The sequence below is a fragment of the Actomonas aquatica genome, from assembly GCF_019679435.2.
Classification (GTDB): Bacteria; Verrucomicrobiota; Verrucomicrobiia; order Opitutales; family Opitutaceae; genus Actomonas; species Actomonas aquatica.
The window spans coordinates 5341501-5355001 of the sequence record NZ_CP139781.1 but is presented as its reverse complement, the minus strand read 5'-3'; the positions used below and the strand labels follow the sequence as shown (position 1 = coordinate 5355001).

The 13501-nt window shown below is 62.8% G+C and carries 11 protein-coding genes; 10 read left to right on the top strand and 1 reads right to left on the bottom strand.

Translation table 11 applies throughout. From position 1 onward, the window contains the following. Nucleotides 1-2 precede the first annotated feature (2 nt). Together K1X11_RS20490 and K1X11_RS20485 are read left to right on the top strand one after the other, a co-directional pair. Nucleotides 3-1607: a sodium-dependent transporter gene (locus K1X11_RS20490; RefSeq protein WP_221029389.1), complete on the top strand. Its 1605-nt coding sequence runs from the start codon at nucleotides 3-5 to the stop codon at nucleotides 1605-1607. 22 nt (nucleotides 1608-1629) lie between these two features. Next, nucleotides 1630-1815, top strand: a complete 186-nt coding sequence (locus K1X11_RS20485) for a hypothetical protein (RefSeq protein WP_221029390.1) — start codon at nucleotides 1630-1632, stop codon at nucleotides 1813-1815. 313 nt (nucleotides 1816-2128) lie between these two features. Here K1X11_RS20485 and K1X11_RS20480 read toward each other — a convergent pair whose 3' ends face one another. Beyond that, entirely contained in the window at nucleotides 2129-2545 is a 417-nt protein-coding gene (locus K1X11_RS20480) for a hypothetical protein (RefSeq protein WP_221029391.1), read from the bottom strand. Nucleotides 2546-2763: 218 nt separating this feature from the next. On the opposite strand from K1X11_RS20480, the gene htpG reads away from it, so the two are divergent. The 8 genes from htpG to K1X11_RS20440 all read left to right on the top strand — a co-directional run bounded on the left by htpG (nucleotide 2764) and on the right by K1X11_RS20440 (nucleotide 13409). Continuing rightward, complete coding sequence (gene htpG / locus K1X11_RS20475) at nucleotides 2764-4605, top strand: molecular chaperone HtpG (RefSeq protein WP_221029392.1); 1842 nt, start codon at nucleotides 2764-2766, stop codon at nucleotides 4603-4605. Between the two features lie 218 nt (nucleotides 4606-4823). Next, a complete protein-coding gene (locus K1X11_RS20470; protein ID WP_221029393.1) occupies nucleotides 4824-6881 on the top strand; it encodes a methyl-accepting chemotaxis protein in 2058 nt (685 codons plus the stop codon). A 229-nt stretch (nucleotides 6882-7110) separates the two neighbouring features. After that, nucleotides 7111-7650 carry a hypothetical protein gene (locus K1X11_RS20465; RefSeq protein ID WP_221029394.1) on the top strand — a complete coding sequence of 180 codons (540 nt, stop codon included), beginning with the start codon at nucleotides 7111-7113 and terminating at the stop codon, nucleotides 7648-7650. Then, the gene (locus K1X11_RS20460) at nucleotides 7647-9305 is read left to right on the top strand and encodes a GxGYxYP domain-containing protein (protein WP_221029395.1); all 1659 of its coding nucleotides are present in this window, start codon (nucleotides 7647-7649) and stop codon (nucleotides 9303-9305) included. Before K1X11_RS20465 ends, K1X11_RS20460 begins: the two co-directional genes overlap by 4 nt. Before the next feature lie 326 nt (nucleotides 9306-9631). Then, a complete protein-coding gene (locus K1X11_RS20455; protein ID WP_221029396.1) occupies nucleotides 9632-10147 on the top strand; it encodes a hypothetical protein in 516 nt (171 codons plus the stop codon). Next, a complete protein-coding gene (locus tag K1X11_RS20450; protein ID WP_221029397.1) occupies nucleotides 10144-11121 on the top strand; it encodes a FlgO family outer membrane protein in 978 nt (325 codons plus the stop codon). The genes K1X11_RS20455 and K1X11_RS20450 overlap by 4 nt, the downstream gene beginning before the upstream one ends. Before the next feature lie 139 nt (nucleotides 11122-11260). Then, a complete protein-coding gene (locus K1X11_RS20445) occupies nucleotides 11261-12061 on the top strand; it encodes a hypothetical protein (protein ID WP_221029398.1) in 801 nt (266 codons plus the stop codon). Nucleotides 12062-12122: 61 nt separating this feature from the next. Continuing rightward, complete coding sequence (locus K1X11_RS20440) at nucleotides 12123-13409, top strand: (Fe-S)-binding protein (RefSeq protein ID WP_221029399.1); 1287 nt, start codon at nucleotides 12123-12125, stop codon at nucleotides 13407-13409. Nucleotides 13410-13501 lie beyond the last annotated feature (92 nt).

The following is a 13501-nucleotide window of genomic DNA, read 5'->3' as shown; positions in this document are numbered from 1 at the left end:
CCATGTCCGCTCCCAAAGAGGCTTGGTCCTCCCGACTTGGTGTCATTCTCGCGGTTGCCGGTAGCGCCGTGGGCCTTGGCAACTTCCTGCGCTTCCCCGGCCTCGCCGCTCAATACGGCGGTGGCGCCTTCATGGTGGCGTATTTCATTTCGCTGCTGCTGATCGGTATTCCGATCTGCTGGACCGAGTGGACGCTGGGCCGTTTCGGCGGTCGCAAGGGTTACCACTCCACCTCGGGCATCTTCAACGCGCTGCTCAAGCACCCCGCCGCCAAATACCTCGGCGTGATCGGCTTCGTCGTCCCGGTCATCATCTACATGTATTACGTGTATATCGAGGCTTGGGCGCTCGGCTACGCGCTCAACGCGCTCATGGGTAACCTCTCCATTGACGGGAAGGACTACACGACCTTCTTCGCCAACTTCACCGGGGCGGGCTCCGATGGCGTGGCCTTCAAGTTCGGCCTGCGCGACGTGGGCATCTTCGTCGTCATCGTCTACGTCGTTAACTTCTTCTTCATCTACCGCGGCATCTCCAAGGGCATCGAGATGGTCTGCAAGGTGGCCATGCCGGCGCTCATCTTCATTGCCATCGTGATCCTGGTGCGCGTGTTGACCCTCGGCACGCCCGACCCGGCCAAGCCCGACCAAAACGTGCTCAACGGCCTCGCCTACATGTGGAACCCCGGTGACGTCGCCGCCGGCCTGAAGAACCCGCAACTCTGGCTCGCGGCCGCCGGCCAGATCTTCTTCTCCCTCTCCGTCGGCTTCGGCGTGATCATCACCTACGCCTCCTACCTGCGCAAACAGGACGATGTCGTCCTCTCCGGCCTCACCGCCACCGCCGCCAACGAGTTTTGCGAGGTCGGCCTCGGCGGTCTCATCACCGTGCCGGCTGCCTTCGTCTTCCTCGGCGCCGCCGGCATCGTCGGCCAAGGCACCTTCGGCCTGGGCTTCAATGTCCTGCCGCAGGTCTTCGCCTCCATGCCTGCCGGTCACCTCTTCGCGTCGATTTTCTTCGTGCTGCTCTTCATCGCGGCGGTCACCAGCTCGCTCTCCATGTTGCAGCCCGGCATCGCCTTCCTCGAAGAAGGCCTCGGCATCGAGCGTAAAGCCTCGGTCGCCCTGCTCGGTCTCATGACCGCCGTGGGCACCATGTTTGTCTGGTATTTCTCCAAGGACCTGAAGGCGCTCGACACGATGGATTTCTGGGTCGGCACCGTGATGCTCTTTGTGCAGGCCACCATCCTCGTGATCATCTTCGGCTGGGGCTTGGGCATCAAACGCGGTTTCGAAATCGCCCACGAAGGCGCCGAGATGCGCATCCCCAATATCTTTGGGATCATCATCAAATACATCACGCCCACCTACCTGGTCACCATCTTCGTGATGTTCCTCCTCCAAAACGTCTTTGGCTGGAACTACTCCTTCTCCGATCCGGTGTTCCAACCCACCGGTTACGTCGAAGACATCATCGGCGACAACCCCAGCCACGTCGCTCGCATCACGGTGTGCTTCATCGCCATCATCACCACCTTCGCCCTCGTCTTCGTAAACATTGCCGGCCGGCGTTGGACCACCAATCCGCCCACCGCGCAGGACGACTGATAACCTCCACCCCCTTCTCGCCATGACACTCATCACCCTGGCCACCCTGACGATCGGAGGTTGGATCAACATGCTCCTCTCCGTCGGTTTCGTCACCAGCCTCTTCATCTACTGCGTGACCCGCGTCCTCAAAGGTCCCGGCGCCAAGCACGAGCACGAACTCGCCCACGTCGAACCCCTCGACGAAGACGAGTCCGCGAAGCGCTGAGGAGACTCAGCCGGCCACGGATCACGCCGATCACAGCGGAGAAATCCGTGGCTAGCGGGAGACCTCTTGGGACGTCCTGCCAACACGAACCATACTTGCAACTCGGCCCCGAGCCCCAATGTTTCCGGATCATGACACTCAGCAATTACTCCAAGCAGGCTCGGCAAGCGCGCTCGCAGATGCGGCCGCTCACCTCCGACTCGGCGTATGCGCAAATGGAGCGTCTGATGGGGAAGAAGACGAATTCCGTCTCCTCGAAGCCCAGTGGGCAGCGCTCATCGCTTGGGCAAAAACTTCCGGAAAACTCCTCCCGCTAAGCTTCCCCGGTCCCGAACGAGAGGGCGGTCGGGAGCACGACGTTTCCGTCGACGAATCCAGTGGGCGTTGGATCAAATACACCAAACCCGCCAGCTGCGGCTATACGGTGAGTTGGGCCGAAAACGGCACCCCTTACCTCCACAATGCCCTTCCGCTCGACTAACTCCATGGTCTCATCTGGCAGAACGAGCTCCTCGGTGACGACATTCTCTTCGTCGGACTGCTTGCCGCCGAACCGCACCGATGGTCGATCGTCACCACGCAACCCGGCCTCGTCGGTTCCCGCGTGACGCTCGCAGAACTCTCCGCCGCCTTTCAGGAGTTCGGGTTCACCCAGCTCCCTTGGCGAGGACTCGGTTATCAGGATTCCCTCTCCTTCCGCTTGGACGGTTTTGATCTTTGGGATGTGCACCCGGCCAATGTCTTGCTTTCGCCCCAAGGACTTCCCCTGCCCTTCGATGTGCTCGTCACTCGCGCCCCCGACCAAAGCTGACGCCCCCCATGCAGCCGGGCTCTTGATTTTCCGGAAATTCGTTTAAAACTTCCGGCCCTTCAATTTCCGCGCCCCCCGTCGGCGCGACCTCCCTTCCAAAATCAAAAAATCGAGAATCCAAAATCGAAAATCCCATCATGCCCGAAACCCACGAGTTCCAAGCCGAGATCAAGCAACTGCTCGATATCGTCATCCACTCCCTCTACACCGAAAAAGAGATCTTCATCCGTGAGTTGGTCTCCAACGCCTCCGACGCCCTCGAGAAGCTGCGTCACACCCAGCTCACCGAGAAGGACATCGCCGACGCCGACCAGGAACTGGAAATCAAGCTCACCACCGACGACCAGGCCCACACCCTCACCATCGAGGACACCGGCATCGGCATGACCCACGACGAGTTGGTCAAAAACCTCGGCACCATCGCCCACTCCGGCTCCAAGGCCTTCCTCCAAGCCATCAAGGAAGGCGGCGCCAAGAACGATAACCTCATCGGCCAGTTCGGCGTCGGCTTCTACTCCGCCTTCATGGTCGCCAAGTCCGTCAAGGTCTACTCCCGCTCTTGGCAGTCCGCCGAGTCCGGCCACGTCTGGACCAGCGACGGCTCCGGCTCCTACTCCGTGGAGGAAGCCGCCGACCTCACCCGCGGCACCAAGATCGTCATCGAGCTCAACGACGACTCCCACGACTACGCCACCGCCGATCGCGTGAAGTCCGTGCTCGAGCGCTACAGCGCCTTCGTCTCCTTCCCGATCCAGCTCAACGGCGATCGCGTCAACAAGGTCTCCGCCCTCTGGCTCCGCTCCAAGTCCGAGATCACCGACGAGGAATACACCGAGTTCTACAAGTTCCAGGCCCACGCCTACGATGAGCCGCGCCTCAAGCTGCACTTCTCGGCCGACGCGCCCCTCGCCATCAACTCCATCCTCTTCGTTCCCCAGAACAACCCGGAGAAGTTCGGCATGACCCGCGCCGAGCCGGCCGTGTCCCTCTACTGTCGCAAGGTCCTCATCGACCCCTCCCCCAAGGACCTGCTCCCCGAATGGGGCCGCTTCCTCAAGGGCGTCATCGATAGCGAGGACCTCCCCCTCAACATCTCGCGCGAAACCATGCAGGACCGCGCCCTCATCGACAAACTGGGCAAGGTCGTCACCAAACGTTTCCTCAAGTTCCTCGCCGACGAAGCCAAGAACCGCCCCGAGGACTACGCCAAGTTCTACACCGAGTTCGGCTACTTCCTCAAGGAAGGCGCCGCCACCGACTTCACCCACAAGGAACAGCTCTCCAAACTGCTCCGCTTCGAGTCCTCTCTCACCGACGCCGGCAAAACCACCTCCTTCGCCGACTACGTGTCCCGCATGGGCGAAGAGCAAAAGGAGATCTACTTCCTCATCGGCCCGAGCCGCGCCGCCATCGAGCGCGGTCCCTACCTCGAAGGCTTCAAGAGCCGCAACCTCGAGGTGCTCTTCTGCTACGAAGCCGTCGACGACTACGTCATGCGCAACCTCGGCGAATTCGACGGCAAGAAGCTCGTCGCCGCCGACTCCGCCGACGTGAAACTCGACGAGAAGGAGCAGGAAGGTGAAGCCCTCTCCAAGGACGAGATGGACGCCCTCGCCAAATGGCTGAAGGAAACCCTCGGCGAACGCGTCAACGAGGTGAAGAGCTCCGACCGCCTTGTCGAATCCCCCGCCGCCGTGCTCAACGCCGACAGCTTCATGACCCCGCAAATGCGCGCCATGATGAAGGCCTTGCAGAAGGACGGCGACACCGCCGGCGGTCCGCCCCCGCTCAAGGTCAACCTCGAGCTCAACCCGCGCCACGTCGTCATCAAGAAGCTCGCCGCCTCCAAGGACACCGAGTCCGAGAAGGCCGGCCTCGTCGCCGAGCAGCTCTTCGACAACGCCATGCTCGCCGCCGGCCTCCTCGAGGACCCAAGCACCATGATCCAGCGTTTGTATAAGCTGCTGGAGCAGGTCTGAGCCCAGCCCGCCCTCCACTCCCTTTCGCGAAGCGCGCCCCCCTCCCGGGCGCGCTTTTTTTGGGCCCTCCGGCAATCCCACTGCTCCTTCTGGGCAATATTACTCACCCAACTAAGCAGCATCCTTTATCAAGATAAGCACCAAACCGGACGATGACCATAAAGCCGCATACTCCTTCCAAGACCCGCGGACCTTTCCTTTTTCATCACTCCCTTTCCATGCGACGCAAAAGCTTCCTCCAACGCCTCTTGATCGTCGGCCTCAGCTGCACGCTGTTGCCGCTGCTCATCATTGCCGTTTGGGCTGAGTTCGACTCCCGCCGACTCAGCGAGAACCTCGACACCGCCCTCGAACGCGACAGCAACGGCCGCTACCAGCACCTCATCGCCGACCTCGCTCAACAGGCCGGCCTCGCCGACGATCTCCTGCGCGCCAAGGTCCGCACCACCCTCGCCGTCGCCGACGAACTGCTCCTCCAGCGCGGCACCGTCACCCAGTCCTCCACCGAATCGACCGAGTGGAAGGCGATCAATCAGATCACCAAGGAGGCCACCCCCATCACCCTGCCCCAGCTCCAAGTCGGCGGCGAATGGCTCGGCCAAACCCGCACCTTTGACGACGCCGTCGAGGTTCCCGTCGTCGACGCCCTCCAAGCCCGCACCGGCGACACCGCCACCATTTTCCAACGCATGAACGATCGCGGCGACATGCTCCGCGTCGCCACCAACGTGAAACTCCTCAACGGCGAACGGGCGATCGGCACCTTCATTCCCCACACCAGCCCGGTCGTGCAGACCGTGCTGCGCGGCGAGACCTTCGTCGGCCGCGCCTATGTCGTGAACCAGCACTACATCACCGCCTACAAACCGCTGCGCGACGAAGCCGGCCGAGTCATCGGCATCCTCTACGTCGGCACCCCCGACGCCATCGCCACCCAGCCCCTGCTGTCCCGCCTCAACGATTCCCGCATCGGCAACACCGGCCGCCTCTTCGTCATGCACTCCCAAGGCGCCAACCGCGGCAAAATCGTCACCGCCGACGCCACCGGCGATCGCGGCGCCTACCTCTCCCAAGCCTCCGACGACTTCCGCAACGACCTCGCCGCACAAGCCACCCAACTGGCCGCCGGCGACATGGCGCGCCTCGCCTTTGGCGACTCCGCCGCAGCCTCCGGCGAAACCGCCATCTTCGCCACCTACTACGCCCCCTGGGACTGGGTGCTCGGCGTCAGCATCGCCCAAGACGAACTCGATGCCATCGCCACCGAGGTGCGCTCCAGCCAACGCCGCGCCACCTGGCTGCGCATCGGTGCCATGATCTTTGCCGCCGCCCTCGCCGGCGCGGTGTTCTTCTTTGTCGCCCGCTCGCTCAGCGGACACTTCAACCGCACCTCCACGCAGTTGCTCAACAGCGCCGAACACTCCACTCACACCTTCGATCGGATCTCGGCCGAGATCAACGACCTCGCCGCCGGTGCCACCCGCCAGGCCGAGGCCAGTCAGGACATCCACCAATCCCTGCTGGAGATCCGCCAACAGGCCAAGAACAACACCGACCACTCCCAAAGCGCCACCGAGCTGAGCCACCGGGCCAGCACCGCCGTGCAGGAAAGCCAGCACGCCATGACCCAGATGGACGAGGCGATGCAGCGCATCCGCAAATCGGGCCAGGAAACCGGCCACATCATCGGCACCATCAACGAAATCGCCTTCCAGACCAACCTGCTCGCGCTCAACGCCGCCGTCGAAGCCGCCCGCGCTGGCCAGGCCGGCGCCGGTTTTGCCATCGTCGCCGAAGAGGTGCGCGCCCTCGCCCAACGCAGCGCCGAAGCCGCGCGCGAAACCGCCGAGAAACTCGAAATCAGCGCGCGCAGCACCCAGGACGGTGTCACCAGCAGCGAACGCCTCGCCGGCTGCCTCGAACAAATCGTCGGCAGTATCGAGCAAGTGGATACCCTCGTCAGCCAGATTGCCCAGGCCAGTTTGGAGCAGCAACAGGCCATCCAGCGCATCAATCAGACCGCCGAGGCCTCCGACCAAATCACCCAGCAAAACGCCGCAGCCGCCACCAGCACCGCTCACGCCGTCGAAGACCTCAATGCCCACGCTCTGCGCATGCGGCAACTCGTCCACGGCCTGCGCACCCTCGTCAACGGCGGCACCATCGATGACGCGGAAAACGCCGCTCCGGCCCCGTCATTCGGCGCCTCCACTTACAATGCCCCGCGCGCCACCGCGTCGGCTCCGCGCGAGGCAAGCTTCGCCAGTTTCTCCTAAAACTCGGCAGCGACCCGCCTGTCAGGCCCGTCCGCTCTCCTATTTCGGCGCACCCACAACGGTGCGCCGTTTTTGCGTCCGTCGGCGTAACCAGCTCTCCCTCACAAGGTTCGCCAACCCCTGGTTGATGAAATGAAATTTCATTCATTTCCGTTTCACAAATCACTACTCATCAACACTTAACACTTGGAACTCACGCGCCGGTCGGGTGACACTACCCGCACCCTTCATGAAAGTTCACCCACTCAAACTCCTCCTCGGATTGGGGCTGACGCTGCTCGCCGCCAGCTTCCTGTCCGCCGCCCCCAACATCGACGGCCGTTGGCGTATGGATCCCGCCAAGAGCACCGCCCTCGATGGTTGGCAGAAAATGGACCTCGAAATCGCCACGGACGGCTCCGCCGTGAGCGTCACCTACCACATGCAGTGGCGCTCCACCAAAGTGTCCGCCACCAATCACTACGACACGACTCAGTCGGTCACCAGCGACGACTACTTCCGCGTCGAGCAACGCCACATGGCCGTCTACCCGACCAAACACGGCACCACCACCGCGACGGCCACTTGGCTCGACGATGGCCGCACCCTGCGCATCGAAGCCAACACCTCCGTCGAGGTCTCCCAGGGCGACGTGCCCATGCGTCTCTACCAGGAGTTCCGCGTCGGTGAGATGGGCGACCGCCTCACCCTCATCGAGCTGCACTCCAGCCGCACCCGCCCGCTCGTCTACGTTTTCGACAAACTCTCCGCTGAGGAGGCCGCCAAATGAAATCCCTGCGTTCCCTTTGCTCCCTCGCCCTCACCGCCACTGCGATCGCCCTAGGCCCCACCGCCTCGTCCGCTGTCGCCGCCGACAACGGCCGTGACGCTTCGGTGATGTGTTTCGACCTCGATTGGCGCGTCGACTCCGGCCTGTCCGACAAGGCACTCATCGTCAGCCTGCAAGGTCTCGCCAATCGCGATCAGCCCCAGCTCTACGTCGTGCACCCGCCGGATTTCCAATGGGAAATCACCGCGCCCCTGCTCGATTTCTATGAGCGCAAACACCACGTCGACTTCACCACCCTGCGCGACGCCGACGCCGCGCTGACGAAATTCAAATCCGCCGCCAAGGGTTACGTGGTCTGGGACAAAACCGTCGGCCCGTCCCTCAACGTCGCCTTCACCATCGCCGGCCTCGAAGACGCCGTCGTTGTATCCGAAGAACTCATACCGCTGGTCGAGCGTCATGGCCTCCAGCCCATCGACGACCTGCGCGGCCGCTACAACGGCATGAGCGACGCCGCGATCTACCAGGACGCCTACGATCGCTACTGGGAGCGCTGCACCCACGACTCGGTCATGCTCATGGGCGGCCACCGCGGCCGGGTCATGCAACCCGCCATGGCCGACTGGGGCATCCGCCAAAAGATGTTCTTCCACGACCTCTCGGCCAACCCGTTGCGCCACCCCGAGGAACTCGCGCTCATGAAGCGCATCTTCTCCGAGCTCAACCCGGGCTCCATCGTCTTCGGCTGGCACCCCTACGGCAAAGACACCGAGGAACAGGCCACCACCCTGCTCTCCACCTACGGCCTCAAGATGGAAGGCCTGCACAACCTGCCCAACCTCAGCTTCAACTGCCAGTTCGGCTTCACCGAGGGCTTCAAGTTCACCAACAACAATAACGTCGCTCTCGATGCCGATCTCGTCGCCGAGGAGAAGGTCTACATGTCCTTCGTGCAGTCCGACTCCATCGGCATCGGCGTGTGGACCAAACCCGGCCGCGGCAAACTGCCCTTCGGCTGGCAGGTCACGATGAACTGGACCAAGTTCTCCGCCCCCGCCCTCGAATACTTCCACGAGTCCGCCACCCCCAATGACTACTTCATCGGCGGCCTCTCCGGCCCGGGTTACATGTATCCGAACCACATCCCCGAGGACCGCTTCTTCGGCCTCATGGATGAAGCCAAGGAGATGATGGCCATGCTCGACGAGCACGTCATGGAGATCATGGACAACTCCGCCGCCGACGGCAACGTGGGCAACACCGACCTCACCAAGGAAACGGTCGACCGCTACTACGAAGCCTTCCCCGATGTCATCGGCTTCATCAACGGCTACGGCCCCGCCCGCACCCGCGATCTGCGCAACGGCCAACCGCTCATCTCCTACGATTATTACATCGATCCGAAACGTCCCCGCGAGGAAGTGACCGCGGATCTCAACGAGCTCATCTACCTCAACGCCAAGCGCCCCTACTTCCTGCTCGTGCACGTGCGTGAATCCAACGACGTGAACAGCCTCGTCGAAGTGACGCAGAACCTCGAGGGCCCGGTCGAGATCGTGCCGCTGGACGTGTTCCTCAAACTCGCCGCCAGCAACAAGACCTACACCACCCGCTACCAGGACCCCGAAGACCCCAAGCACTTCAAAGGCTTCTGAGCACCTCCAGAGTCTCCTCAAATTCTATCCCAAGCGCGACCTTCCCCGGTCGCGCTTTTCTTTTGCTCCAGACGTTTCGGGCTTTCCTCCCGTGACGGCGGTGTTCCCAATACGGCCTTCGCTGGCTCCGACTCGACGGTCCGCCACCCGATGCCTACCCCCATTCCAAAAGAAGCCGCTCGCCCCGGCCTTGAACTTCCCATGTCCAGACCGCGCCCCGGACAAGCAGCCGCTCGACTTCGCGCCCCAGCCCACTCGGCTAAAATGAGCGCGGATTCCACCGGTCGATTGGCACTCAACTGGCAGCAACCAGGTGCCCCATCGTCATGAAATCCGCCTTGCTGAAGTTGAAGACCTCCTCGCCGTGGGTGAAAGCCTCGGCAGCCGGAACCGGAGTCGTCGCCACCGTGACCTTTTTGGCCAACCTGACTAACGTCGTGGATTTCATCGAAAGGCGGTTTCGAGACGAGCCGCCGCCCGCAGCTCAAGCGGCCACTTCGTCAAGTTCCCCGCCACCGGTCGCCGTTACCCCGCCAGCCACCCTGTCCGCTCCACGATCGACTGAGCTTCACCTATCTTCAGGCGAAGCCTGGTCTCCGGAAAACGGCGAATTCTCGTTCAGTGTGACGCTGTCGGTTGTCGCCGATTCCAAAATCGCCGCCGCCACTTTAATCCCCGCAGACGGTTCACCACCGATTCGTAAAACGGTGATCACCGCCGGTCCCCTCCTCTCCTGGAAAAGCTCCGCTTTCACCTACCTCATCAATCTGAACGCTTTCGACCCCGCTACTGGCCAAGCGACGGTCGTTGTCCTCCAAAAACCAAATCCACCCCCGCAATGAAACTGACCTCATATCTAGGCCGCACCATGGCCGCCGCCTGGGCCTGCGTGATACTGACTCAATCCCTTCACGCCGACTTCGAGTCCGGGATCGCCGATCTCGCGACGCAAATCACGACCAACCTTGAGGCCGAAGGCAAACAACGCGTCGCCGTGCTGGAGTTCGCGGATCTGAATGGTGACGTCAGTCACTTCGGCCAGTTCCTCGCCGAAGAATTGATCACCCAACTCTTCGTTGTGAGCCCGGGAAAGTTCGACGTGGTTGAGCGACGCCAACTCACCCAAGTCATGGCGGAGCATAAGCTGGGGGCCACCGGCCTGCTCAATCCCGACACCATCAAACAATTGGGCCAGTTCCTCGCCGTCGACGCCGTGGTCACTGGCTCGATCGTCGACCTGGGCAACGACATTAAAATCAACGCCCGCCTGATCTCCGTCGAAACCGCCAAGATCTTCTCCGTCTCCCAGGTCCGCATTCCCAAGGTCGGCACCGTCGCCGACCTCCTCGCCAAGTCCGCCGGGCAGACCACCGTGGGAGATCCTCCTCTGCTCCAAGAACGCCAACAGAAGCTTAAACCTCCGCCCGCTCCAACCGGCGCCATCACCACGCGGGATATCCGCTTTGAGCTGCTCTCCGTCACCAAGTCCGGCGATTCCATCAAAGCCCAACTGCGGATCACTGCCTTGAAGGAAGATCTACGACTCAAGATCTACGGAACCTACAACTCCAGTTTCTCCCGTATCATTGATCCCTTTGGCAATGTCGCCCGCGCTAAACAGTCCCAACTCGGAAGCAAAGATGCCTCTACTTACGCCACCTCGGATCTTATCCGCGAAATCTCCACTGCCGCCTCCTTGGTTTTTCCGGCGACGGAGCAACCGTCGGAGTATCTGCAGGTGCTGGAAGTATCTTGTGAAAGCGGCAACGTAAGGTTCCCCGTTCAGTTCCGGAACGTCCCGGTAACCGTCGAGTAAGCGCTCGCGCAAACCCTCGCACCAATCAAGCGCGACCCTCCCCGGTCGCGCTTTTCTTTTACTCACTTCCCGCTTTTCCCAACCCACGCGCGCTGCCACGCTGACGCCCTTCGCTGGCCACGAATCTGCCCCCCTGTTCATGTCCACGCTTGCCCGTCATCTGCGTCCGCTCGCCGTCACGTTGGCCGTGCTCGTATCCCTACCGGGCTGCCTCAACTCTCGGCGCCCCGCCGCTCTCCCCATCATGGAATGGGGCATCTTTCTCATCATTCCCATCAACTGGCAGGGGATCCCGCTCGCGGAACTGAACGTGGCCGAACTCGGTTTCGACGCCCTGGCCCCCGCCAACCACGATCACTTTTTCCCACCCGACACGCACCGCGCCTTGGTCTCCGCGGAAGCCTTGTCCGCCGGTCTCTTCAACCCGCGCCAACGTCCGCATGCCCCGCTCAGCGGCGCCTCTCCCGACGGGCTGTGGTTCACGCAGCTCAAGCGCACCGAAGGTTTGCCCAACGTCATCGAGATGACCCGCCAGGCCGATCAGGACCAACGCTACTTCTGGTCCACCGGCCAGTTTGAATCACTCCACTGGTCGCCCCAAGGCCGCTGGATCGGGCTCAACGAACTCCGCCCAAACCACTGGCGCCACGCCTTCCTCGTCGACACTCACGACTTGGATCAAGCCTCCATCTCCGTGCGCAGCACCGACCTCACGCCGTTTTTTACCACCCGCCAACTCGACCGCGCTTGTTCCTCGGAAGTGCAAGGATGGCTCACACCGTCGGTCCTCGTCCTCTGGGTCCATGGCGCACCCGACACCAACGGTATCCCGCACTGGGGCTACGAGGTCATGATCGATGCCACCTTGCCCGCTTCCGCCGATAATGCCCGAGTCCTGCGAGCCTATCAACGACGAGACGAGTTCGTCACCTCCCGCTAGCGCGGCGTGTGCCGTTCTTGCGTGCCTTTCGGGCTGAGTCTGCCCTATCTGACTACCCCCCATGCAGCACGCCATTCCTCCTGATACCCACGGCCCCCTGACCGCTCCCATGGCCCGCGCCGTGGAGAAATGTGTGCACTGCGGGTTCTGCCTGCCGGCTTGCCCCACCTACCGCGAGCTCGGCACCGAGATGGATTCCCCGCGCGGGCGCATTGTGCTGATGAAGGAGGTCCTTGAGGGCTCCCTCGCCGTCGCCGACGCCGCGCCTCACCTCGACGCTTGCCTCGGCTGTCTCGCCTGCGAACCGGCCTGCCCGTCCGGCGTGCCTTACCGCGACCTTGTCAGCGCCTATCGCGCGTCCACCGCCGCCGAGCGTGAGCCCCAGCGCCCGTTAATGGAGAAGCTGCGGCGCAAACTCGTCTCGACCACCATTCCGCATCCGAGCCGCTTCCAATTCGCCGCCCGCACCGGCCGACTCGCCCAACCCCTCGCCCCTCTTCTGCCCCGCGCGCTGCGCCCCATGCTGGAGCTCATTCCCGACGAGCCCCTGCCCCCCCTCGTGGTCTATCCGCCCACGGTGCCGCCGCCCGATGGAGTGCCCGTCCGCGCTCGCGTCGCCCTCCTGCTCGGTTGCGCCCAACAGGTGCTCGATCCCGACATCAACGACGCCACCATCGAGGTGCTCAACCGCAACGGCATCGAGATTGTCATCCCGGAAACCCAAGGCTGTTGCGGCGCGCTCAGTTGGCACGTCGGCGACCTGCCCTCTGCCCAAAAATTTGCGGTTAAAAATCTCGCCGCCTTCCCGGCCGACGTCGACGCCGTCATCACCAACGCCGCCGGTTGCGGCTCCGGTTTGCACGAATATCCCCTCATCCTCAAAGGCACCCGCGCCGAAGCTGCCGCCACCGCCTTTGCCGAGCGCAGCTGCGACATCTCGGTTTACCTCGCCAAACTGGCCGCCGATCTCGAGCCCATCCCCGCGCCGTCGCGCGCGCTGCGCATCGCCTACCACGACGCCTGTCACCTCGCCAACGCCCAGGGCGTGACCATCCCACCGCGCGACCTGCTGCGGGCCATCCCCAACGTCGAGGTGATCGAGGTTCCCGACGGCGCCACCTGCTGCGGCTCCGCCGGCTCCTACAACATCGATCAACCGGAAATCGCCGCCTCCCTCGGCCGCCAAAAAGCCCGGCACCTGCGCTCCACCGACGCCGACCTGATCGCCACCGGCAACATCGGCTGCCTCACTCAGATCAAGAGTCATCTCGCCAAGGACGGTGGCCCGCCGCTCCCCATCCGCCACACGGTGCAGATCCTCCGCGACGCCTACGCCGGCCGGCTCTGAGCGTTGCAACCTGAAGGCTTGTCCCGCCTGCTGTATTGCAGCCTGCAATACAGGACAGGCACCGCCCCCTGGGCCATGGGCACTTACGTAAC